This is a genomic window from Spirillospora sp. NBC_01491 (assembly GCF_036227065.1).
GTDB classification, from domain to species: domain Bacteria; phylum Actinomycetota; class Actinomycetes; order Streptosporangiales; family Streptosporangiaceae; genus Spirillospora; species Spirillospora xylanilytica.
On the sequence record NZ_CP109432.1, the window covers coordinates 6,883,122 to 6,906,477 of the forward strand.

Consider the following 23,356-nt stretch of genomic DNA (forward strand, 5'->3'; position numbering starts at 1 on the left):
TATCTTATCGGCCCGCCCCGATCCCGCGCCACGCGGCCCGCTGGAGCTGCCCCCCTGTGGTGGGCGCGGTGAAAGGGTCGTCGATCGATCGCGATCACACCCCTGGACACCGACTAGAATCTGTTCTAGTTTTGCCGCCGTAGGGTCGATGGGCGGGAGGTGGACGCGGGTGACCGTGGCAGCGCTGCTGGAGGCACGGGCCTCCGACGACCGTCCGGGCCTGCGCCGCGCCGGTGGCGGCCGGGCCTGGACCTGGCGCGAGGTGGTCGGCGAATGCGCCGTCCGCGCCGCCTGGATGAACGCCCGCGGGGCGGACGGCGGAGGCGGGCGCGACCGCCGGCTGCACGTGGGCGTCCTGCTCGACAACGTGCCCGAGCTGGTGTTCCTGCTCGGCGGGGCGGCGCTCTCCGGCGCGGTCGTCGTCGCGCTCAACCCGACCCGCAGCGCCGCCGAGCTGGCCGGGGACGCCGAGCGCGCCGACTGCGACCTGATCCTCACCCAGTCCCGGTACGCCGAGCAGGCCGCCCGCCTTGCGGACGCGATGCCGGCGGACGCCCCGGTGGCGGACGCGGTGCTCGACATCGAGGGCGACGCCTACCAGTCCGCGCTGGCCCCGCACGCGGGCGCCGCGCCGCCCGGCACCGCGGCGATCACGCCCGCGACGCTACTCATGCTGATCTTCACCTCGGGCACGTCCGGGAACCCGCGCGCCGTCCGCGTCACGCACCGCAAGGTCACGGTGCCGGGCGAGAACCTCGCCGGCAAGATGCTCGGCCCGACCGACGTCGTCTACTGCCCGATGCCGCTGTTCCACTCCGGCGCGATCATGGCGGCGTTCGCGCCCGCGCTCGCCGCCGGCGCCGAGCTGGTGCTCCGCGAGCGGTTCTCCGCGTCCGGGCTGCTGCCCGACGTGCGCGCGCACGGCTGCACCTACCTGCACTACGTCGGCAAGGCGCTGTCGTACGTGCTCGCGACGCCGCGCGCGGACGGCGACGCCGACAACCCGCTCAAGTTCGCGTTCGGGAACGAGGCCGCCCCGCTGGAGCAGCGGTCCTTCCAGGAGCGCTTCGGCTGCTTCGTGATCGACGCGTACGGCTCGTCCGAGACCGCGATCTCGCTGACCCCCGACCCGTCCGGCCCGCCGGGCGCCCTCGGCCGGCTCGCGGACGGGGTGCGGATCCTCGACCCGGAGACCGGCGCCGAGTGCCCGCCCGCGCGCTTCGACGAGGCCGGGCGGCTGGCCAACGGCGCGGAGGCCATCGGCGAGCTGGTCGCCGCCGGCGGCCACGGGCTGTTCGACGGCTACTACAACGACCCGGCGCCCGAGCGGCTGCGCGACGGCATGTTCTGGAGCGGCGACCACGCCTACGCCGACCCCGGCGGGTTCGTGTTCTTCGCGGGCCGTACCGCCGAGCGGCTCAGGGTGGACGGCGAGAACTTCGGCGCCGCCCAGGTGGAACGGGTCCTCGCCGAGTTCCCGGGCGTGCGGCAGCTCGCCGTCTACGGCGTGCCGGACGCGGCGTCCGGCGACCAGGTGATGCTGGCGCTGGCCGCCGACGGGTTCGACCCCGAGGCGTTCGGCGCCTACCTGCGCGGCCGGGCCGACCTGGGCCCGAAGTGGCCGCCCCGGTACGTGCGGGTGGCGGCGGAGCTGCCCGCGACCGCGTCCAACAAGATCCTCAAGCGCCGGCTGGCCCGGGACGGCTGGCGCACCGGCGACCCGGTGTGGTGGCGGCCCGGCAGGGACCTGGCCTACCGGCGGATGACCCTCGAAGACGTGGCCCGGCTCCGGACCGAGTTCGAACGGCGCGGCCGACTGCACCTCCTGGAAGGGAGCGGATGAGTGGATTTCAATCTCGATGAGACCCGGCAAGCGCTGCGGGGGCTCGCCGCCGAGCTGCTCGCGCGCGAGGCGGCCCCGGAGCGGCTGGAGAGTTTCGAGAAGAGCGGCATCACCTACGACACGGTGACCTGGAAGGCCCTGGCGCAGGCCGGGCTGCTGGGCGTCGTGCTGCCCGAGGAGGTCGGCGGCGCCGGGCTCGGCCCGGTCGAGCTGACGGTGATCCTGCGGGAGATCGGCGCGCACGTCGCGCCCGTCCCCGCCTACGCCTCGCTCGCGCTGGCCGCGCTGCCGATCGCGCGGCACGGCACGGCGGCGCAGCGGGCGCTGCTCGGGCCGCTGGTCGAGGGCGACACCGTCCTCACCGGTGCCTACCGCGAGGTCGGCCCGGCCGGCCTGGTCGCCGCGACCGCCCGCCCGGACGGCGACGGGTACGTCCTGGACGGGGTGAAGACCTTCGTGCCGTACGCGGCCGAGGCCGCCCGGATCCTGATCCCCGCGCGGGTGGACGGCGCGGGCGTCGGGGTGTTCCTGGTCGAGCCCGCCGCCGCGACGGTCACCGCGCACCCGTCGGCGACCACCGAGCCGCTGTCGCGGGTCGAGCTGACCGGCGTCCGGGTCGGCGCGGACGCGCTGCTCGGCGGCGTCGCGGACGGCGCCGCCTGGGACACGCTGCGCCGCTCGGCGGTGTCCGGCGCGGTCGCGCTGTCGTCCGGTGTGATCGAGGGCGCCCTCAAGATCACCACCGAGTACGTCAAGACGCGCGAGCAGTTCGAGCGGGCGCTGGCCCAGTTCCAGGCCGTGACCATGCAGATCGGCGACGTCTACATCGCCAAGCGCGCGCTGGACGTGGCCGTGTGGGCGGGCGCCTGGCGGTTCGCCGAGGACGCGCCGGACACCGACGAGGTCCTCGCCATCGCCTCCTACAACGCCTGCGATCCGGTGGTGAAGGCCCTGTACACCTGCCAGCACCTGCACGGCGGGATCGGCCTGGACGTCACCTACCCGCTGCACCGCTACTTCGCCTGGGCCAAGCACTCCGGGCACCTTCTCGGCGGCGCGGAAGACCAGCTCGACACCCTCGGCGCCCTCGTGGCACAGGAGGCCTGAATGTTCATCGATCTGACCGACGAGCAGAAGAAGCTCCGCGCCGAGCTGCGCGAGTACTTCACCGGCTGCCTGGACCGGGAGCGGCGCGCGGGGATCGCCGACGACCCGTTCGGCACGTCCTACATGGAGCACTGCAAGCGGCTCGGCCGCGACGGGATGCTCGGCGTCGCGTGGCCGGAGGAGTACGGCGGACGCGGCTACGGCCCGCTGGAGCAGCAGATCTTCGCCAACGAGATCGCGCGCGCCGAGGTGCCGTACCCGATCATCACGCTGAACTCGGTGGCGCCGACGATCCTCCAGTACGGCACCGACGAGCAGAAGTCGTTCTTCCTGCCCAGGATCCTGGCGGGGGAGTGCCACTTCGCGATCGGCTACAGCGAGCCGGGCGCCGGCACCGACCTGGCGTCGCTGCGCACCACCGCGGTGAAGGACGGCGACCACTACGTCGTCAACGGGCAGAAGATCTTCACCTCGGGCGCGCACTACTCCGACTACGTGTGGCTGGCCGCGCGCACCGACCCGGACGCCAAGAAGCACAAGGGCATCTCGATGCTCATCGTGGACTGCAAGGACCCCGGGTTCTCCTGGACGCCGATCGTCACAATGGACGGCAGGCACCACACCAACTCCACGTACTACCAGGACGTGCGGGTGCCCGCCGGGATGCTCATCGGCGCGGAGAACAAGGGCTGGGACCTCATCGTCAACCAGCTCAACCACGAGCGGGTCACGCTCGGCCCGGCCGGCAACATCGGGCACACCTACGACCGGTTCGCGCGCTGGGCCCGTACCGCCAGGGGCCGCGACGGCAGGACGCCGATCGAGGAGCCCGCGGTGCGCCGCGCGGTCGCGCAGGTGTACGCCTACCTGCGCGTCAACGAGTTCCTCAACTGGCAGGTCGCGGCCAACCAGGACCTCGGCTGGCTGGGCGCGGCGGACGCGTCCGCCACCAAGATCTACGGGTCGGAGCGGATGCAGGACGTCGGCCGGATCGTCGGCGACGCGCTGGCCCGCTACGGCGACCCGGGCGACCCGGCCACCGCCGAGTTCATCTCGGTGCTCGACCACGGGGTCAAGGGCGCGGTCGTGCTGACCTTCGGCGGCGGCGTCAACGAGATCCAGCGCGAGCTGATCGCGATGATCGGCCTCGGCCTGCCCCGCGCCCCCCGCTGACCCGACAGGAGAAGTTTCGTGCAGGAGTCAACCGTCCACGGGTCATCCGTCCACGGGGAGCTCACCGAGGCCGCCGCGCGGCTGGCGGCGGTCGGTGAACGGCCCGCGGCGCCCTGCCCTGACCCGGTGAACGCGGCGATGATCCGCAACTGGACGCAGGCGCTCGGCGACCCCGGCGGCTGGGACGGTGTCGCGCCGCCCGCGATGATCCAGGTCTGGTCGATGCAGGGCCTGGCCGGGCCGAGGCAGCAGGGCGGGTCGGTCGCCGACGAGCCGCTGCGGCTGCTGAACGAGGGCGGGTACGGCGGCGTCGTCGCGACCAACTGCGAGCAGACCTACGACCGGTATGTGAAGGTCGGCGAGCGGCTCCGCTCGACGATGCGGTTCGGCGGTGTCGCGGGCCCCAAGAAGACCGGCATGGGCGAGGGATACTTCGTCACCTGGTACCAGACCTGGTACGACGAGAACGACGAGCGCGTCGCCGAGATGATGTTCCGGGTGCTGAAGTTCCAGCCGCGCAAGCGCCCGGACGGGGCCGCCGGACCCGCCAAGGGCGGCGGCGGCAAGGCGGGCAAGGGCGGGAAGTACCCGCTCCAGCCGGCGATCGGCCCCGACACCGCGTTCTTCTGGGACGGCGTGAACAACGGCGAGCTGCGCGTCCAGAGCTGCGACGACTGCGGCGCGCTGCGCCATCCACCCGGCCCGATGTGCCCGAGCTGCCATTCGACCGCGCGCGGGTACGTGGTGGCGAGCGGACGCGGCGAGGTGCACAGCTACGTCGTCCACCACCATCCCCCGGTGCCCGGCCGCACGCCCCCGTACGTGGTCGCGGTCGTCGAGCTGGAGGAGGGCGTCCGGATCATCGGGAATGTGCTCGGCTGCCCGCCCGAGGACGTGACGGTCGGCATGCCGGTGCGGCTGGTGTTCGAGCGGATGGACGACGACCTCACCCTTCCGCAGTGGACCCCGGCGGGCGCGCCGCCGCCGCAGGAGGAGCCGGAGCCCGGGCCGGGGACGGCGGAGGGCGGGCTGGAGATCGAGCTGACGCCGACGTTCGTCATCTCGACCGCCCTCGCGACCCGCGACTTCACGCCCGTCCACCACGATCCCGGGCTCGCCCGCGCGCAGGGGTCCAAGGACATCTTCCTCAACATCCTCACCACCATGGGCCTGGTGCAGCGCTACGTCCTGGAGACCGTCCCGGGCGCCGAGCTGGCGGGCATCGAGGTCCGCCTCGGCGTGCCCGCCTACGCCGGGGACACGCTGAGGCTCACCGGCGAGCGGGTGGACGAGCACACCCTCACGGTGCGCGGCGCGGTCAGCCTCGGCGACCACGTCACCGCGACCGTACGACTCAAGGCGGAGGAGCGATGAGCCTGTCGGGCAAGGCGGCGATCGCCGGGATCGGCGCCACCGAGTTCTCCAAGGAGTCGGGCCGGTCGGAGCTGCGGCTCGCCGCCGAGGCGTGCCTGGACGCGATCCGCGACGCGGGCCTCAAGCCGTCCGACGTGGACGGGCTGGTCACCTTCACCGCCGACGCCAACTCCGAGATCGCCGTCCAGCGCGAGTTGGGCATCCCGGGGCTGCGGTTCTTCTCCCGGGTGGACTACGGCGGCGGCGCGGCCTGCGGCACCGTCGCGCACGCGGCGATGGCCGTGGCGACCGGGCAGGCCGACGCGGTGGTCTGCTACCGGGCCTTCAACGAGCGGTCCGGGCACCGGTTCGGACAGGCCAGCCCGTCGTCCCGGGCCGACTCGACCGGGTTGGAGTTCTCCTGGCACCTGCCGTACGGGTTCGCGACGCCGGCCGCATGGGTGGCCATGCAGGCCCGCCGCTACCTGCACGACCACGGCGCGACCAGCGAGGACCTCGGCCGGGTCGCGGTCGCGATGCGGCGGCACGCCGCCACCAACCCCAAGGCGTGGTTCCACGGGCGGCCGATCACGCTGGAGGAGCACCAGGCGTCCCGCTGGATCGTCGACCCGCTGCACCTGCTGGACTGCTGCCAGGAGTCCGACGGCGGCGTGGCGATCGTGGTCACCAGCGCCGAGCGCGCCCGCGACCTGCCGCACCCGCCGGTGGTGATCAACGCGGCGGCGCAGGCCACCGGGCCGGACCAGATGATGATGTTCGGCTACTACACCGGCGACCTCGGCGCCCTGCCCGCGATGGGCAACGTCGGCGACACCCTGTGGCGGCAGTCCGGACTGGCCCCCGCGGACGTGCAGACCGCCATCCTGTACGACCACTTCACCCCGTTCGTGCTGGTCCAGCTGGAGGAGCTGGGCTTCTGCGGGCGCGGCGAGGCCAAGGACTTCATCAAGGACGGTGGCATTGAACTCGGCGGTCGCCTCCCGGTCAACCCCAACGGGGGTCAGCTGGGTGAGGCGTACATCCACGGGATGAACGGCATCGCCGAGGGCGCGCGGCAGATCCGCGGCACCTCGGTCAACCAGGTGCCGGACGTGCGGAACGTGCTGGTCACGGCGGGCACCGGCGTACCCACCAGCGGCCTGATGCTCGGCGCCGCCTGACCCTGACCCACCCGACCACGCGCTCCGGCGGCCCGCTTAGAACACGCCCTGGCTGGGACGCGCCCTGGGCAGCACAGCTAGGACGCGTCCGCCGCGCCGGAGTGGTGCGGCGGGCCGTCCGGGGCCGTCCGGGCGTGCTCCTCGGGCATCGCCGGGAAGTTGACGCCGGCCTCCAGGACGCCGAACGCCTCGTCGAGGGCCTCGGAGAGCGAGCTGTAGCCGCGCATGCCCATGCGCAGCGCGCCCGCGGCGACGTGGAAGGCGCCCATCACCGTCGAGGCGATCACGTGCGGGCGCAGGTCGGTGTCGGGGTCGGCGCCGATCCGCAGCGCGATCGTGCGGGTCAGATCGAGCAGTTTCTGCCGCGAGTGCTCGAGGCTGCCGGCCATCAGGGTGGAGCTGTCGGCGGTCAGGGAGAGCATGCACTCGAACCGGCCGGTGTCGAAGCCGAGCTCGCCGTTCTCGCAGGCCCGCGCGATCTGGACCATGGTCTGGCGCAGCGCCGTCATGATCGGCTCGTCGTCCGGGCGGGCGGCCAGGAGCTGGAGCAGGGCCCGGGCCTGCTCCTCCTGGAAGGTCAGCGCGACGTCCTCTTTCGAGGCGAAGTAGCGGAAGAACGTGCGGGACGACACGTCCACGGCGTCGGTGATCTCTTCGACGGTGGTGGCGTCGAAGCCCTTCTCGGCGAAGAGGGTGAACGCCGCGTCGACGAGGGCCTCGCGGGTGCGCTGCTTCTTGCGTTCGCGCCGGCCCTGGGGCGGGGTGCCGGGATCCGCGGGGCGGGTCTCGGGGGCGGTCGCGGTCATGCGCGAAGTGTAACGAGCCGGCGATGCTCCGCCAAGTGCTGGGCGCAGAATCCTGTCGTGATATGAATCATGTCTTTTGCTGACCTGAGTCGTTTGACGACAAGTGTCAGGACATGACAATTTGGCCTCACCGATCAGCGCCGCACCCTCGGAGGCCGTCCATGTCCCAGTCCTCGAACATCGGAGTCCTGCCGCCCGGCGGGCGACAGGACCGGCCGCCCGGCCGCGTCCGGGGCCGCGGCGCGGCCCGCGCCGGGCACGGCCATCCCTGGCTCACCCTGATCGCGGTCTCGCTCGGCGTGATGATGGTCGGGCTGGACGCGACCGTGGTGTCCATCGCCAACCCCGCGATCGCCAGGGACCTCGGCGCCGACCTCGCCGGGCTCCAGTGGGTCACCAACGCCTATCTGCTGGCGCTGGCCGTCACGCTGATCCCGGCCGGCAAGATCGCCGACCGGTTCGGCCGGCGCCGCACCTTCCTGGCCGGGGTGGTCGGCTTCGCCGCCGCGTCGGTGCTGATCGGGATGTCGGGCGGGCTCGGCATGGTCATCTTCTGGCGGGTGGTGCAGGGCTTCGCGGGGGCGCTCCTGCAACCGGCCAGCCTGGCGATCCTGCGCAACACCTTCCCGGCCGAGCGGCTCAACACCGCGATCGGCGTGTGGGGGGCCACCGTCGGCGTGTCCATCGCGGGCGGCCCGATCGTCGGCGGACTGCTGGTGGAGAACGTCAACTGGGAGTCGGTGTTCTTCCTCAACGCCCCGCTCGGCCTGCTCGCGCTCGCCGTCGGGCTGTGGGTGATCCGCGAGTCCCGGAGCGAGGAGGCCGCCGGGTCGTTCGACCTGCCCGGCGTCGCGCTGCTCTCCGGCTCGCTGTTCGGCCTGGTCTGGGGCCTGATCAAGGCGGGGCAGGACGGCTTCGGCGCCGCGGTGCCGCTGATCTCGTTCGCCGCCGCCCTCGTTCTCGGCGTGGCCTTCGTCCTGAACGAGCTGCGCGCCGAGAACCCGCTGCTGCCGATGGGGCTGTTCCGCTCGGTCTCGCTGTCGGCCGCGACCGGGCTGATCGTCCTCGGCTTCTTCGGGATGTTCGGCACGATCTTCTTCCTGACCCTCTACCTCCAGCAGGTGCACGGCCTGAGCCCGATCGGCGCGGGCGTGCGGCTGCTGCCGATGACCGCGGTGTTCATCGTCGCCTCGCCGCTCGCCGGGGCGCTCACCAGCAGGTTCGGGCCGCGCCCCCCGATGGTGCTCGGGATGGCGTTCACCGCCGCCGCGATGTTCGGCCTGGCCCAGGTCGGCGCGGACGCCCCGTACTCGCAGCTCTGGCCCTGGTTCGTGCTGGTCGGGCTGGCATTCGGGTTCATCATGGTCCCGGGGACCGAGGCGATCGTCGGCAACGCGCCCGCGCACCTGGCGGGCGTCGCGGGCGGGCTCCAGCAGACCGCCGCGCAGGTCGGCGGCGTGCTCGGCACCGCCGTGCTCGGCACCCTGCTGTCCACCAAGGTCGGCGACGTGCTGGTCGGACGGCTGACCGGGGCGGGCGTCCCGGACGAGGCCGCCGGGCGGCTGGCCGGTCAGGCGGGCCTGGTCTCGCAGGGCGTGGCGCCCGTCCCGCCCGGAACGCCCGCGCCGGCCGCCGACGCCATCACCACCGGGAGCCACCTGGCGTTCATGGACGGCTTCCAGTCCGCCATGACCGTCGCCGGCGTCGTCGCGCTCGCCGCGATCCTGGCCGCCCTACTCGTCCGGCGCGGCGACTCCCCGGTCGAAGGCGCCGCGGCCCTGTGAGCCCGGGACGGACGGCGCGCGTTCGGGATATCGCCTGCCCGCTCCTCCAACACCATCTAGTGTGCCGGGGATATGGGCGGTTTTCTGAGGCGGTATCCGATGCCGCTCGCGTTCCTGGGCCTCTTCGGCGCGATGTGGCTGGTGCAGGAGTGCGTGCTCGAACCGGCGTCCCGGCACGAGCTGATCGCGTGGGCCAGCACCAACCTGGCCAACCTGGCGGTCAACCCGCTCGGCACGATGCTGGTGTCGGCGTTCGTCGCCGAGGGGGCGCAGGCCCTGCTGATGGTGGTGATCGGCATCGGCCTGTTCCCCGTCGCCCGCCGCTTCGGCAACCTGCGCGGGGTGCTGCTGGTCGCCGCGTCCCACGTGCTCGGCACCGTGGTGAGCGAGGGCGTGGCGTTCCTGCGCCTCGAACTCGGCCAGCTGTCCGACTCGGTGCGCACCGTCTCCGACGTGGGCCCGTCCTACGTGCTGTCGGCGGCGCTGGTGGCCGCGATCCTGTACGGGCCGGGTCGGGTGCCGCGGCTGCTCGCGCTGGCCGGCTGGGCGGGGCTGGCGCCGTTCCTGTTCGACGGGCTGGGCTCGCTGGAGGTCGCCGCCGTCGGGCACCTGGTGGCGATGCTCACCGGCGCGCTGGTCGGCGGCGTCCTCATACAGCTCGAACGCCGCCGCGCGACCTCGCCCGCCGAGCGGACGCCCCGGACCGTCCCGCGCGCCCTGGAAGCGGGCCCCCAGCAGGCATGACGCCCGCGGGTGCGGCCGTCCGCGGCTGTGGCGCCGGTGGCCGCTAGGGCGCCGGGGTCGGGTTGGACGTGGGGGACGGCGACGGCTCCGGGTCCTGCGTGGGCGGGTCGGTGGGAGTCGTCGGGTCCGTCGGGCTCGGGCTGCCGGGGGAGGTGGAACCGCCGCCGCCCGGGGACGTGCCGCCGTCGTCCGGGGGTGTGCTCGTCTCGTCCGGCGGCTTGGGGGTACCCGGCTTCGGCGCGGCCGTCTTGCCGACCTTGCTCTGCTTGGGCGCGGGGGAGGACGGCTTGGCCGGGGCCGTGGTGCCGCCGTCGGCGCGCGGGGTGCCGGGCGCCGGGACGGCGGGGGCCGGCGGCTCGTCGAACGCGCTGGTGACGGGATTGCCGGACGCCGGCTTCGCGCCGCCGGTGGACCGCTCGCCGCCGGTGAGGCCCTGGGTGCGCTGGTCGGGTTCCGGCGTGGCCTGACCGCTCTGGTCGGTGTGACCGGCCGTCGGGACGAGCGAGCTCGTGCCGCCGCTCTTGGCCGCCGGCCACGACACCAGCAGCCCGACCGCCGCCGCCGCGGCGGCGGCGATCCCGGCGACCGCGCCGATGCCCTTGCCGAGCACGCGGCGCTTGGCCCGCGAGCCGCCCGCGCCGGCGCGCCCGGTGCGGCCGGCCGCGCCCGGCGGCCCGATGACCACGAGGGGGCTCGGCACCGCGACGCTCGGCAGCGCCCGGGTGGCCTCGGTCTCGCAGACGTCCAGGACCTGCTCGCGCAGCCACGTGGGCGCCAGCGCGGGCGACCGCCGGGCGAGGAGCTGCGGCAGCCTGCCCTTCTCGAATGCCGCGATCAGCTCCAGCGACATCTCGGTGGTGCCGCGCATCAGCGTGTCGAGCACGGCCCGCTCGAGCCGGATGCGCGCGGCGTGCAGGAGCTGCGCCACCGTGTCGGGGGCGATGCCGAGGACGTGCGCGATGTCGGCGGTCTCCAGCCATTCGCCCGCCCACAGCAGCAGGACCTCGCGCTGGTCGGCGCGCAGTCCTCCGGCGGCGCGCAGCAGCGGGTCGGGCCCGGTGTACACCGGAGCGCCGCGGTCGGCGAACGCGCCGCGGTCGGCGAACGCGCCGCGGTCGGCGCAGGCGGACCGGGAGAGCGAGTAGAGCCACAGCACCTTGTCGCCGCGCGGCGGCTGGTGGACCGCGGCGGTGAAGGTGTCGGTGACCGCTGCCGCTGCCGCCTCGTCGCCGAGCAGCGACCAGCAGTACGCGTAGAGACGAGCGGCGTGCGCGTCGTAGAGGGAGCTCAGGTCCCCGCGCATGTGACCTCCGATGTGACCCGTCCGGGTGCCCTGACCCGCCCGGCACCGGCCGCCCGCGGATCGAGCGTTACCGGTGGGAGTCGGGACTCTAGTGCACTGAGTCAATGTCTGAGAAGTCCGTGACATCCGTCATGTTGGACCATTCGGACCGCAAAGGGATCGGTGCGGAGAGTGATGGTTTTCGAGATTTAACCAAAATCTCCCGGAAAATCCGGATTCCTGATGCGTTTCAGCAGGGAAGGCTTCGAACCTGTGATCGATCAGAGGAGTCGACGGTGACCCGGCTGACCATCGATGACGTCTACCAGCACATTCACGGCGTCTGCTTCAAGAACGGCCCACCCGGCACGGTCGGGGCGGAGACCGAGTGGTTCGTGATCGACTCCGCCGACCCCGGCGCGCACGTCCCCGGCGAGCGGGTGCGCGCCCTCGTCGACGCGGCCGGGCCGCCTCCCGGCGGCAGCCGCGTCACCTACGAGCCGGGCGGGCAACTTGAGCTCAGCTCCGCCCCGTACCCCGGCCTCGCTCCGGCGCACGCCGCGCTCGCCGCCGACCTCGCGCACCTGCGCGCGGTGCTCGCCCCGGCCGGCGTCGCGCTCGCGGGGCACGGGGTAGACCCGCTGCGGAGGCCGGTCTTCCAGGCCGAGCACCCCCGCTACCTCTGCATGCGCGACTACTTCGCCGCGGGCGGGTTCGCCGACGTGGGACGGGCGATGATGTGCTCCACCGCGTCCGTGCAGGTGTGCCTGGACATCGGCGCGGACCCCGCCGACGCGGCCCGCCGCTGGCGGCTCGCACACGCCCTCGGGCCGGTGCTGGTCGCGGCGTTCGCCAACTCGCCGGTGCTCTCCGGGCGCCGCACCGGGCTGCGCTCGTCCAGGCAGGGCATCTGGACCGACCTCGACCCGGGCCGCACCGGGCCGGTCCTGCGGGACGGACCGGACGGCCCCGCCGACCCGGCCGAGGAGTGGACCAGGTACGCCCTGGACGCGCAGGTGATGGTGGTGCACACCGCCGCGGGCGCGTGGGTCGCCGCGCCCGGCATGTCGTTCCGCGAATGGCTCGGTAAGGGCGAGCCCGACCAGCAGGACCTGGAGTACCACCTGTCCACCCTGTTCCCGCCGGTCCGGCCGCGCGGCTGGCTCGAACTGCGCATGATCGACGCGCTGCCCGACCCGTACTGGCCCGTCCCCGTCGCCGTCGCCACCGCGCTGCTCGACGACCCGCGCGCGTCCGCACTGGCCGAGGCGGCGGCCGAGCCCGCGGCCGGACGCTGGGACGAGGCCGCCCGCCGCGGGCTCGCCGACCCCGTCCTCGGGACCGCCGCCCGCGCCTGCTTCCGGGCGGCCCTGGAGGCGCTGCCCAGGCTGGGCGCGCACGGTCTGGCGCCGCTGGTCGACCAGTACGCGCGCCGCTACGTCGAGCGGGGCCGTAGCCCCGCCGACGACGTCCTCGCCCCCGTCTCCCGCTCCGCAGAGGAGGAGTCCCCATGGCCGACCCCGTGAGCCCGCCGGGCGAGCACGCGCTCAAGGAACTGATCGCCGGCGAGCTCGGCTCGGCGCGCGACCGCAGCCTCGGCCTCACCGTCGCCGTCCTGGACGAGGACGCGCTCACCGCGCAGGTGTCCCCGCTGATGTCCCCGCTCGTCTGGGACCTCGCCCACATCGGCAACTACGAGGAGCTGTGGCTGCTGCGCGCCGCGACGGGCGCCGAGCCGATGCGGCCCGAGATCGACGGCCTGTACGACGCGTTCGAGCATCCCCGCGCGGAACGCCCGGCGCTGCCGCTGCTGCCGCCGCGCGAGGCCGCCGCCTACATCGCCACGGTGCGCGCGAAGGTGCTCGACTCCCTCCCGGCGGCGCGGTTCGACCCGGCCGACCCGCTCACCTCGGGCGGGTTCGTGTACGGGATGGTCGTCCAGCACGAGCACATGCACGACGAGACGATGCTCGCCACGCACCAGCTCCGCGAGGGCGCCCCTGCCCTGCTCGAACCCCCGCCCGACGATGCGGCGGACGACGCGCAGCCGGAGGGCCGGCCGCGGAGCGTGCCAGGGGACACCGCGCCTGCGTGCGGCGAGGTGTTCATCGGCGCGGGCCCGTTCGAGATGGGCACGTCCGAGGATCCATGGGCCTACGACAACGAACGCCCCGGCCACATCGTGGACCTGCCCGCCTACTTCATCGACGCCGAACCCGTCACGAACGCCGCCTACCTCGCCTTCATGGAAGCCGGAGGTTACGACGAGCGCCGCTGGTGGGACCCGAAGGGCTGGGAGTGGCGGACGTCCGGCGGCAAGCGCGCCCCCGGGTTCTGGTTCCGCGAGGGCGGCCAGTGGCTGCGGAGACGATTCGGACGCACCGAACCCGTCCCGTCCGGCGAACCCGTGCAGCACGTGTGCTGGTACGAGGCGGACGCGTACGCCCGATGGGCGGGTCGACGCCTCCCCACCGAGGCCGAATGGGAGAAGGCCGCCCGCTGGGATCCCGGCACCGGACGGCCGCGCCGCTACCCCTGGGGCGACGCCTATGAAGAGGGCCGCGCGAACCTGGGCCAGCGCCTGCTGCGTCCCGCCGGGGCCGGGTCGTACGCGGCGGGCGCCTCGGCGTACGGGGTGAGGCGGCTCGTCGGGGACGTCTGGGAGTGGACCTCGTCCGACTTCCACGGCTACCCGGGATTCCGGTCCTTCCCCTATAGGGAGTACTCCGAGGTCTTCTTCGGACCCGGCTACAAGGTGCTGCGCGGAGGGTCCTGGGCCACCCACCCGCTGGCCGTCCGCGGCACGTTCCGCAACTGGGACTTCCCGATCCGTCGGCAGATCTTCAGCGGCTTCCGGCTGGCGCGTGATGCGGAGGCCCGGTGATGTGCAGGCACCTCGGATACCTCGGCCCGGCGACGTCGCTGCGCGCGCTCGTCTACGACGGTGAGCACTCGCTGGAACAGCAGTCGTACGCCCCGCGCATGACGCAGGGCAACCTCCTCAACGCCGACGGGTTCGGCATCGGCTGGTACGACCGCGACCGCACGCCGGTGCGGTTCCGCCGGGCCCAGCCGATCTGGACCGACACCTCCTTCCGCGAGGTCGCGGGCGTCGTGCGGAGCACCTGCGCGGTGGCCGCGATCCGGTCCGCCACCTCCGGATTCCCGGTGGACGAGTCATGCGCTCAGCCCTTCCGCGCCGGATCACGCCTGTTCAGCCACAACGGCACGATCGACGACTTCGCCGGCGTGGAGGACAGGCTGCGGAACCTGGCCGGCGACCTCGGCGGCGTGCAGGACGCGCGGGCGCCCGTCGACTCGGCGCTGCTCTTCGCCATCGCCGCCCGGCGCTGGCGTGTGGGTGAGTCCCTCGGCGACGGCCTCGCCGGCGTCATCCGCGACGTCGCCGGCCTCGCCCCCGGCCGCTACAACCTGCTCGCCGCCGACGGCGTCGCGCTGGCCGCCACCACCTGGGGCGACTCCCTCTTCGTCCGCGCCACCCCCGCGGAGATCAGGATCGCCTCGGAGCCGCTCGACGGCGGCCCCGGCTGGCAGGCCGTCCCCGAACGGTCCCTGGTGACCGCCGACCTGGTGTCAGGAGTGCGCATGACCCCCCTGTGAACCGACCGCGCCGCCCCGTTCCGCCGTGCCCCGCTCAGAAGGAGAACCCGATGGACCGGTTCCTGACCGCCGACGACCTCGCCAAGACGCTCCGCCAGGACGTCCGGGAGGGGCTCACCGGCACGCCCAAGTCGCTGCCGCCCAAGTGGTTCTACGACGAGCGCGGCAGCGCGCTCTTCGAGGAGATCACCAAACTGGAGGAGTACTACCCGACCCGCCGCGAACGCGAGATCCTCACCGCGCGGGCCCCCGAGATCGCCGCCGCCACCGGCGCCCGCACCCTGCTGGAGCTCGGCGCGGGCTCGGGGGAGAAGACCCGGGTGCTGCTGGACGCCCTGCACGGCACGCTGCGCTCGTACGTCCCGGTCGACGTGAGCGGCGACTTCCTCGAGGAGGCCGCCGGGCAGATCGCCGCCGACCATCCCGGCCTCACCGTCCGCACCGTGGTCGCCGACTACGAGCAGCACCTGGACCTGCTGCCCGGCGGCGACCGGCGGCTGATCGCCTTCCTCGGCGGGACGGTCGGCAACATGCCGCCCGCCGCCCGCATCGGCTTCCTCGGCGGCCTGCGCGCCACCATGGGCGAGGACGACGCGCTGCTGATCGGCGCCGACCTGATCAAGGACGTGGACCGCCTCGTCCGCGCCTACGACGACGCCGCGGGCGTCACCGCCGAGTTCAACCGCAACGTCCTGCACGTCATCAACCGCGACCTGGACGCCGACTTCGACGTCACCGCGTTCGAGCACGTCGCGCGCTGGAACGCGGCCGACGAGTGGATCGAGATGCGGCTGCGGTCCACCCGCGACCAGACCGTCCGCATCGGCGGCCTCGACCTGGAGGTGGCGTTCGCTGCCGGGGAGGAGACCCGCACCGAGATCTCCGCCAAGTTCCGGCGCGAGCGCCTGGAATCGGAACTCGGCGCCGCCGGACTCGCGCTCGCCGGATTCTGGACCGACGAGGCCGGCGACTTCTCCCTCAGCCTGGCCCGCTCTGTTTGACCCCTTTCAGCCCGGCCCGGCATCCTCGCCTGGCGGCTCGGACGCCGACCGAGCTTGGGCGAGCGCGACATCGCTTCGCGATCTGCCCGGTGAGGCTCGCCTTCGGCTTCACCTCACCGGGCAGGCAACGCGCTCGCGCGATGGCTGAGGCACCCTGACGGACCCTTCCCTACCCGAATAGACACCGACTAGCGTCCGGTGTGGGAAGGATGCGCCAGGCCGAGCCGCCGGAAGTCGGCGGCGAGCCGCGTGGCCACGTAGCGGTGGCCCGTGGGGGTCGGGTGCGTCCCGTCGCGCTGGATGAGCCGGGCCGCGTTGCCGGTGCCGTTCACCCGGTTGCCGGTGATCCAGTGCTCGGCGATCGGATCGATGAACTGGAGGCCGAACCGCTGCGCCAGCCCGCTCAGTCCGTCGCGGACGGCCAGTGCCGACGCCGGCGGCGTGTCGTTGCCCCAGAGCGGGCCGATCAGCACGACGCGGGTGGCGGGCCAGCGCTGCCGGGCGCGTTCGAGCACGATCTGCGCGGCGCCGGACACCTCCGGGGCCGGGAAGCCGTAGTCGTTGTGCCCGCCCGCCACCACCAGCAGGTCGGGCGCCGGCCGCCAGCCGAGCTGGCTCTCGAACGACTGGATGAACGAGGACCGCCGGTCGCCGCCCGCGACGAACCCGGTGCCGCCCCGCCCGCCGACGATGACCTGCCACCCGAGCAGCCGCCCCAGCGCCATCGCATAGGTCCGCTCGGGCTTGCTGCCCCGCTCGCCGACGGTGTAGCTGTCGCCGAGGAACATCACGACGGGGGCCTTGGAGCTGCCCGGCCCGGCGGCCGGCGCCGCCGAAGCCGTGCGCTTCGGGTGGACCTCGCCAGCGAAGGCGGTGCAACCGGTCGCCGTCAGCGGGCCGAGGCACAGCGCGAGGATCGCCGCGCCGCGGCGGGCGCGGCCAATCGTCATCAGGTACCACCAAGTTCCGGGGGGGCGTCAGCGGCATCCTACTGATGACACCGCCGCTCCGGGCCCGGTCCGGACGGTCCGCAGAGCCGCCGTACAAGGCGATGCGGGACTCTCGCCTGACGCGCCGTCGCCTACACGCGCAGTTCACCGCGGCATCACGTTGCGGCTCGCCGGACGCCATCCGATCCCGCCAGCCTTCCGCGGGTGACCCGAGCCGACCGCCTCCGCGAACTCGACCTGCTGCGCTTCCTCGCCGCGCTGGCGGTGGTGCTCTACCACTTCACCGGGTTCGGCGGGGCCGGGCCGTGGCCGGACCCCGCGCGCGAGCTGTTCGGCGGCCTCGCGGCCGTGACGCGGTACGGCTACCTCGGCGTCGACCTGTTCTTCGCGGTCAGCGGGTTCGTGATCCTGATGAGCGCGTGGGGGCGCGGCCCGGGGGAGTTCGGCGTCTCCAGGCTGGTGCGGCTGATGCCCGCGTACTGGGCGAGCGTGCTGCTCGGCGCCGTGGTCTACGGCGCGTTCCATCTCGGCAACGGGGTTCCCGGCCTGGTGGTGCCCAACCTCACGATGCTCCAGGGCGGCCTCGGCGTGCCGAACGTCGACGCCGTCTACTGGACGCTCTGGGTCGAGCTGCACTTCTACGTGCTGGTCGCGGTGCTCGCCGGGATCGGCATCACCTACCGGTCGTGCCTGGTCTTCATGGCGGCGTGGCTGCTCGGCGGCGTCTTCGCCGACGAGGCGGGCGGCAAGCTGCTCCAGGTGATGCTCGTGCCGACCTGGAGTCCGTACTTCGTCGGCGGCATGGCGCTCTTCCTGATCCACCGGCACGGCCCGACGCTGCTGCTGTGGGGTTACGTCGCGGCGTCGTGGCTGCTGGCGCTGCACTGGGGCGCCTGGCGCGCCGGGACCGTGTTCAAGGGCTCGGACGAGCGGGTGGTCGCCGCCGCCGTCACCGGGATCTTCCTGGTGCTGGCCCTGGTCGCGACCGGCCGGCTGCGCCGCGTGCGGTGGCCCGGCCTGACGCTGCTCGGCGCGCTGACCTACCCGCTGTACCTGACCCACTCGCAGATCGCGCTGCCGCTGCTGGACCGTGCCTACCCGGACCTGAACCGCTGGGCGGCGCTGGCCCTGACCACCGCGGCCTCGCTGCTGCTCGCCTACGGCGTGCACCGGCTGATCGAACGTCCCGGCCAGGCGTGGCTGCGGGCGGGGCTCCGCGCGTCCCTGAAACCACTGCGCGCGCCAGAGCCCCCACCCGTCGAGCCCGCGCCCACGCCCACGCCCGCGCCCACGCCCACGCCCGCGCCCGCGCGCGACTGAACGGGCGGCCGTCCTCACTCGGAGCGGCCGAAGCGGCGCCCCCCGAGGACGAGCATGACCACCCCGACGACGCCGATCAGGAGCAGCTCCAGCTGGACGGGCGGCGCCCACCCGCCCCAGTGCGGCCCGGTGAACAGCCGGTCGGGGATGGGCCCGGTCAGCCGGCCCGTGATCGTCCGGCGCAGCGCGTCCACCGCGTAGCTCACCGGGTTGAGCGTCACCGCCCAGCTCAGCCAGCCCGGCAGCCCGGCCGCCGGGAACATCGCCCCGGACAGGAAGATCAGCGGCATCATCAGCAGGCTCAGCAGCGCGTGGAAGGTCTCGGTGCGCCGCACGGTGACGGCCAGCAGCATGCCGAACGCCGTCAGCATCAGCGCGATGAGCACCATCTCGCCGAGCAGCAGCGCCAGCAGGACCGGGTCATAGGGGACCCGCGCGATCCCGGCCAGCGGCAGCAGCAGCGCGCCCTGGCAGGCGGCGACGGTCGCGCCGCCCAGGCACTTGCCGACCAGCAGCGTCTCGCGCCGGACCGGCGCGACGACCATCTCGCGCAGGAACCCCATCTGCCGGTCGCTGACCAGCGAGACCCCGGCCCCGATCGCCGGGCTGTGCACCGTCATCACCAGCATGCCGGGGAACAGGAAGGTGCGGTAGTCGGCGCCCTGCGCCGAGGTGGGCAGCAGCGCGGACAGCCCGGCGCCCAGCACGAGCAGCATCAGCGCCGGTTGGAGCAGCGTGACCAGGACCTTGATCCGGTCGCGCTGGTAGTGCAGCATGTCGCGGTGCCACACCACCTGGATGGCGCGCAGCTCGTCGGTGAGGCGCCCGCTTCCGGGCAGCGCCGGTTCGGCCTGGACGGCGGTCATGAGCGTGCCTCCGGGGTCAGCGGGACGCGCGCGCCCGGGAGCCGCGGAGCCCCGTCCTCGCGGATGTTGCGCCCGGTGTAGTGGAAGAAGACGTCGTCGAGGCTCGGCCGGACCACCGTGACCGACTCGACCGCGACGCCGAGGCCCGCGCACAGCCGCGGGACGAACGCCGCGCCGTCGGCCACCCGGACCGACAGCCTCCCGGCACCTCCGCCCTCACTCCCGTCCGCACCGCCCCCGGGGTCGCCCGGCCCCTGCGGGATGAAGTCGACGTCGAGCCCGAACTCGGTGCGCAGCCGCTCGGCTGCGGCCGTGTCGTCGCGGGTGCGCAGCTCGACCCGGTCGGCGCCGATCACGCTCTTCAGCCGGTCGGGCGAGCCCTCGGCGATGATCCGGCCCTCGTCGATGATCGCTATCCGGTCGCACTGCTCGGCCTCGTCCAGGTAGTGCGTGGTCAGGAACAGCGTGATCGTCTCGCGCCGCCGGAGCTGGTGCAGGTGGTCCCAGATCTGCGCCCGGGTCTGCGGGTCGAGCCCGAGGGTCGGCTCGTCCAGGAACAGCACCCGGGGGCGGTGCATCAGCCCGCGCACGATCTCCAGCCGGCGCTTCATCCCCCCGGAGAACGTGCGGACCAGGCTGTCGCGGCGGTCGCCCAGCTCGACCAGGTCGAGCAGAGCGGCGGCGCGCTCGTGCGCGACCGCGGTCGGGAGCCCGTACAGCCGGGCGTGGAACCGGAGGTTCTCCCACGCGGTCAGCCCCTGGTCGAGCGTCATCTCCTGGAAGACCAGGCCGATGTGCCTGCGCACCTGGTGGGAGGCCGCAGCGACGTCGTGCCCGGCCACCCAGGCCCGTCCGGACGTGGGGGCGGTCAGCGTGCAGAGCATCGAGATCGTGGTCGTCTTGCCCGCGCCGTTCGGCCCGAGGAACCCGAAGGTCTCGCCCGCGCCGACCGTGAGGTCGACGCCCCGGACGGCCGCGCCGTCCGGATAGGTCTTGGCCAGGGCGCGGGCGCGGATCGCGGGCGCCGGTTCGACATCTTCGGAGGGGGGGCCGTGGCGGGTCCCGGCGGTGAAATACCTGGTGGGGCGCAGGTACCGAGTGATCATTTTACGGCCTCCCGGGCTGCCGCTCGGTTTTGCTCGTACATGGTTTTCGCGAGGGGGATGACAGGTGGAACTCAGTGCCGCTATGTTGCTCACTGTAGTCGCAAGAACGCACAACGTATCCAAGGAGGACACATGTCCGCTCTTCTCGAGCCGCGTGACGCCGGCAACTTCGAGTTCGTCGCCCTCGAGGCGGTTCCCTCGGAGGCCCCCGGTTACCAGGCCGGTAGCTGCACCGTCTGTCACTGGGGCATGACCCGCCTGTGTGACGACTTCAGCACGCAGGCCTAGCGTCACCTCTTCGTGAGCGCGGTCGTCCGTCTCTGACGGATACCACGGCGAAGTACAGCGGCTGAGGGGCCACCGTCCGCGGCGGTGGCCCCTCAGTCATGTCCCGTCGGCTCGCTCACTGTAGTCGTGCAGACCCACTACGTGTTCGAGGCATCAGGGGAAAGGGCTGGCGAACGTGCTTGACGAATCTGGGACACTGCGGGAGCACGACCTCCGCGCGGAGCTGACCGAGCAGATCGGCGCGGCGGGCCGCACGGTTTCCGCCCACGGCCCCTGGCTCGCCGTGGACCGGGCCGACTTCCGGCTGCCCGGCCAGGGCTGGAAGATCCACGTCTCGGCCCGGCCGTCGACGCTGCTGGAGACAATCCGGCGGATGACGCCGGTGCTGCTGGAGACGCCCTGCCACTTCAAGGTGGTCAGATCCGGCGAGCTGCTGCGCGACCTCAACTCCGCCAACACCGGTCCCGGCTCGATCGGCAAGGCCGTCACGGTCTACGCCGAGCGCGCCGCCGTCGCGCCGCTCGCCCGCGCGCTCGCCGAATGCCTGGCGGGCCTGGACGGGCCGCGGATCGTCAGCGACCGGCGGGTCCGGCCCGACGCCCCGGTGTACTACCGCTACGGGCCGTTCAGCCCGTCCTACGAGGTCAACGAGGACGGCGACCTCGAACTCGTCGTCACCGACCCGGCCGGACACACGCACCCGGGCGTGGCCGGCGACACCTTCTGGCAGCCGCCCTGGGACCCCGACCCGCTGCTGACCGAGGTCCCGGCCGCCCGCGCCGCCGGCCCGTCCGAGACGCCCGCACCGTCCGAGACGTCCGAGACGTCCGCGCCGACGGGAGCGGACGAGGCGAAGGACGTCGTGCTGGGCGGGCGCTACCGCATGGTGTGCGGCCTCACCACCAACGGCAAGGGCTACGTCTACCGGGCCGTCGACCTCCGGAACGACCGGCGGGTGATCGTCAAGGAGGCGCGTCCGCACGTCAACGAGGACGCGCACGGCCGCGACTCCAAGGCCCGGCTCCGCAACGAGCGGTACGCGCTGGAAATGCTCAAGGACCTCGACACCGTGCCCGGCGTGATCGACCACTTCCGGCACGGCGACCAGGAGTACCTCGTCGTCAGCGAGATGGGCGAGATGCCGCTCGGCCAGGAGATCGCCGAACGCGGGCTGTACGGCTCCGAACCCGCGCCGGACGGGCGCGGCCTGCGCACGCTCGCCGCGCGGCTGCTGAGCCTGCTCGACCAGGTCCACCAGCGGGGCGTGCTGGTCCGCGACCTCAACCCCACCAACATCGTGCTGGACGACGCGTCCGGCCGGCCGACCCTGATCGACTTCGAGATCAGCCATGTCGCCGGCGAGGGCCCCCCGATGTCGGCCGGCACGCCCGGCTACAGCTCCCGCGCCCAGGAGCGCAACGAGCCCGCCACGCCGGAGGACGACTACTACTCGCTGGGCGCCACCCTCTACTACGCCGCCACCGGCCTGCCGCCCACCTGGATGACGGGCGACCCGCACAACCACGACGTGTCCCGTGCCGCCGTCGTCCTGGACGGGCGCGGCGGCATGACCGCGGAGGTCCTCGGCCTGCTGAGCGCCGACCCGGCGGCGCGGCGGGCCGCGGCCGACGCGATCCGCGCGGGCCGCTTCGACGGCGAGCCCGCCGTCGCGCGGTCCGGGCGCACCGCCTCCCTCGAACTGGACGAGGTCATCCGGCACACGCTCGGTGCCGTCACCGGGCACGCGCGGCGCCTGATGGCGGGCGAGGGCTTCGACAAGGGCCGCGTGACCAGCCCGATCAACCTCTACCGGGGCAGCGCCGGCGTCGGTGTCGAGCTGCTGCACCACGCCGTCGCCGGCGACGAGGCCGCCCGCGACCTCGCGCGCGCCCTGGCGTACTGGACGGGCGGCTTCCAGATCCTCAGGGGCGGACGGCCCGGCCTCTACACCGGCGACACCGGCACGGCGGTCTTCCTCGCCGCCGCCGGGGCCGCGCTCGACGACCCGGGCCTCGCCGCGATCGCCGAGCCGATGGCCCGTCCCGTGCTGCCCCGCGTAACCGTGCCCGACCAGCACAAGGGCCTGGCCGGGATCGGCGCCGGGCAGCTCCTGATCTGGCGGCTCACCGGCGACGACGGCAGGCTGGGCATCGCCGCCGAGTGCGCCGCGCGCCTCGTCGAGCACGATCCCACCCGGGCCGTCCGCGAGAACGCGCCCGACTACGACGACTGCGCCTCGCTGTCGCAGACGCTCGGCTACGCGCACGGCATCGCGGGCACCTCGCACTTCCTGCTCGACTTCCACACCGCGACCGGCGACGACGACGCGGGCCGCGCGGCGCGGCAGGGCTACGACGTCCTCGCCGACCACTTCGGGCAGGTCCTCCAGGCGGCGATGTCGGCCTCGGCCAAGCCCATGCACGCCTCGTTCTGCCAGGGCACCGCCGGCATGGGCGCCTCGCTCGTCCGGGCCGCGCGCGACCTGCGCGACGACCGGTACCTCGACCTCGCGCGCGACGCCGCCGCCGTCTGCCACGACCTGGCGCCGCGGATGTACGCCCTCACCCAGTGCTGCGGGCTCGCCGGGATCGGCGAGCTGTTCCTCGACCTCGCCCGGACCACCGGGGAGACCGCCTACGACCGGCAGGCCGAACGGGTCGCGCGGCTCATCCTCTCCAGGGCGGGCGGCCCGGACGACGCGCCGGTCTTCCCCGACACCTCGCTGTCCGAGACCAGCGGCGACTGGTCGACCGGCAGCTCCGGCATCCTGTCGTTCCTGCGGCGGCTCCGCACACCGGGGGAGCCGCGCGTGTGGCTCGACCCGTTCGCCCTCCCCGGGAGCGCCGCCCGCACGCGGGCGAAGCCCCCAGCCAATGTGGAGGCCCTCCCGGTCTAGGGGCGTGTTTCCAAGCCCGGCCCGGCGTCCTCGCC

The 23,356-nt window shown here is 73.5% G+C and carries 19 protein-coding genes; 14 read left to right on the forward strand and 5 right to left on the reverse strand.

Going from position 1 to position 23,356, the window contains the following annotated elements:
- The first annotated feature begins 169 nt into the window (after positions 1 to 169).
- The 5 genes from OHA34_RS32025 to OHA34_RS32045 are packed head-to-tail and all read left to right on the forward strand — an operon-like array spanning position 170 to position 6,657.
- On the forward strand, positions 170 to 1,843 hold the full coding sequence (locus OHA34_RS32025) for an AMP-binding protein (protein ID WP_285937612.1): 1,674 nt from the start codon (positions 170 to 172) through the stop codon (positions 1,841 to 1,843).
- Positions 1,844 to 2,950: an acyl-CoA dehydrogenase family protein gene (locus OHA34_RS32030; protein WP_329519789.1), complete on the forward strand. Its 1,107-nt coding sequence runs from the start codon at positions 1,844 to 1,846 to the stop codon at positions 2,948 to 2,950.
- Entirely contained in the window at positions 2,951 to 4,123 is a 1,173-nt protein-coding gene (locus OHA34_RS32035; protein ID WP_329519790.1) for an acyl-CoA dehydrogenase family protein, read from the forward strand.
- Between the two features lie 18 nt (positions 4,124 to 4,141).
- Positions 4,142 to 5,497 (forward strand): OB-fold domain-containing protein, encoded by a 1,356-nt coding sequence (locus tag OHA34_RS32040; RefSeq protein ID WP_329519791.1) that lies wholly within the window; start codon positions 4,142 to 4,144, stop codon positions 5,495 to 5,497.
- The gene (locus OHA34_RS32045; RefSeq protein WP_285937608.1) at positions 5,494 to 6,657 is read left to right on the forward strand and encodes a lipid-transfer protein; all 1,164 of its coding nucleotides are present in this window, start codon (positions 5,494 to 5,496) and stop codon (positions 6,655 to 6,657) included. Before OHA34_RS32040 ends, OHA34_RS32045 begins: the two co-directional genes overlap by 4 nt.
- Positions 6,658 to 6,734: 77 nt before the next feature.
- On the opposite strand, the gene OHA34_RS32050 is transcribed toward OHA34_RS32045, so the two are convergent.
- Positions 6,735 to 7,463, reverse strand: coding sequence for a TetR family transcriptional regulator (locus tag OHA34_RS32050; protein WP_329519792.1), 729 nt, complete (start codon positions 7,461 to 7,463; stop codon positions 6,735 to 6,737).
- A 161-nt stretch (positions 7,464 to 7,624) separates the two neighbouring features.
- Between OHA34_RS32050 and OHA34_RS32055 the strand changes: the two genes are divergently transcribed.
- On the forward strand, positions 7,625 to 9,247 hold the full coding sequence (locus OHA34_RS32055) for an MFS transporter (RefSeq protein WP_329519793.1): 1,623 nt from the start codon (positions 7,625 to 7,627) through the stop codon (positions 9,245 to 9,247).
- Between the two features lie 99 nt (positions 9,248 to 9,346).
- The gene (locus OHA34_RS32060) at positions 9,347 to 9,991 is read left to right on the forward strand and encodes a rhomboid-like protein (RefSeq protein ID WP_329519794.1); all 645 of its coding nucleotides are present in this window, start codon (positions 9,347 to 9,349) and stop codon (positions 9,989 to 9,991) included.
- Between the two features lie 43 nt (positions 9,992 to 10,034).
- Here OHA34_RS32060 and OHA34_RS32065 read toward each other — a convergent pair whose 3' ends face one another.
- Positions 10,035 to 11,294: an RNA polymerase sigma factor gene (locus tag OHA34_RS32065; protein WP_329519795.1), complete on the reverse strand. Its 1,260-nt coding sequence runs from the start codon at positions 11,292 to 11,294 to the stop codon at positions 10,035 to 10,037.
- A 275-nt stretch (positions 11,295 to 11,569) separates the two neighbouring features.
- Here OHA34_RS32065 and egtA point away from each other — a divergent pair, with 275 nt between their 5' ends.
- Genes egtA through egtD form a run of 4 tightly spaced genes read left to right on the forward strand, consistent with a single transcriptional unit; the run spans position 11,570 to position 15,895 of the window.
- Positions 11,570 to 12,799, forward strand: coding sequence for an ergothioneine biosynthesis glutamate--cysteine ligase EgtA (gene egtA / locus OHA34_RS32070; protein ID WP_285937603.1), 1,230 nt, complete (start codon positions 11,570 to 11,572; stop codon positions 12,797 to 12,799).
- Positions 12,784 to 14,157, forward strand: a complete 1,374-nt coding sequence (egtB, locus tag OHA34_RS32075; protein WP_285937602.1) for an ergothioneine biosynthesis protein EgtB — start codon at positions 12,784 to 12,786, stop codon at positions 14,155 to 14,157. The genes egtA and egtB overlap by 16 nt, the downstream gene beginning before the upstream one ends.
- A complete protein-coding gene (gene egtC / locus OHA34_RS32080) occupies positions 14,157 to 14,894 on the forward strand; it encodes an ergothioneine biosynthesis protein EgtC (protein WP_285937601.1) in 738 nt (245 codons plus the stop codon). The genes egtB and egtC overlap by 1 nt, the downstream gene beginning before the upstream one ends.
- A 50-nt stretch (positions 14,895 to 14,944) precedes the next feature.
- Positions 14,945 to 15,895, forward strand: a complete 951-nt coding sequence (gene egtD / locus OHA34_RS32085) for an L-histidine N(alpha)-methyltransferase (RefSeq protein WP_285937600.1) — start codon at positions 14,945 to 14,947, stop codon at positions 15,893 to 15,895.
- A 188-nt stretch (positions 15,896 to 16,083) separates the two neighbouring features.
- Here the strand turns inward: egtD and OHA34_RS32090 are convergent, their stop codons facing one another.
- Entirely contained in the window at positions 16,084 to 16,845 is a 762-nt protein-coding gene (locus tag OHA34_RS32090; protein WP_285937598.1) for an SGNH/GDSL hydrolase family protein, read from the reverse strand.
- A gap of 204 nt (positions 16,846 to 17,049) precedes the next feature.
- Here OHA34_RS32090 and OHA34_RS32095 point away from each other — a divergent pair, with 204 nt between their 5' ends.
- On the forward strand, positions 17,050 to 18,165 hold the full coding sequence (locus tag OHA34_RS32095; protein ID WP_329519796.1) for an acyltransferase family protein: 1,116 nt from the start codon (positions 17,050 to 17,052) through the stop codon (positions 18,163 to 18,165).
- Between the two features lie 14 nt (positions 18,166 to 18,179).
- Here the strand turns inward: OHA34_RS32095 and OHA34_RS32100 are convergent, their stop codons facing one another.
- Positions 18,180 to 19,031 carry an ABC transporter permease gene (locus tag OHA34_RS32100; RefSeq protein ID WP_285937595.1) on the reverse strand — a complete coding sequence of 284 codons (852 nt, stop codon included), beginning with the start codon at positions 19,029 to 19,031 and terminating at the stop codon, positions 18,180 to 18,182.
- Positions 19,028 to 20,137 carry an ATP-binding cassette domain-containing protein gene (locus OHA34_RS32105; protein WP_285937593.1) on the reverse strand — a complete coding sequence of 370 codons (1,110 nt, stop codon included), beginning with the start codon at positions 20,135 to 20,137 and terminating at the stop codon, positions 19,028 to 19,030. Before OHA34_RS32105 ends, OHA34_RS32100 begins: the two co-directional genes overlap by 4 nt.
- A 132-nt stretch (positions 20,138 to 20,269) precedes the next feature.
- Between OHA34_RS32105 and OHA34_RS32110 the strand changes: the two genes are divergently transcribed.
- Both OHA34_RS32110 and lanL read left to right on the forward strand, forming a co-directional pair.
- Positions 20,270 to 20,425 (forward strand): hypothetical protein, encoded by a 156-nt coding sequence (locus tag OHA34_RS32110; protein ID WP_329519797.1) that lies wholly within the window; start codon positions 20,270 to 20,272, stop codon positions 20,423 to 20,425.
- A 175-nt stretch (positions 20,426 to 20,600) separates the two neighbouring features.
- Positions 20,601 to 23,321, forward strand: a complete 2,721-nt coding sequence (lanL, locus tag OHA34_RS32115) for a class IV lanthionine synthetase LanL (RefSeq protein ID WP_329519798.1) — start codon at positions 20,601 to 20,603, stop codon at positions 23,319 to 23,321.
- The last annotated feature ends 35 nt before the right edge of the window (positions 23,322 to 23,356 follow it).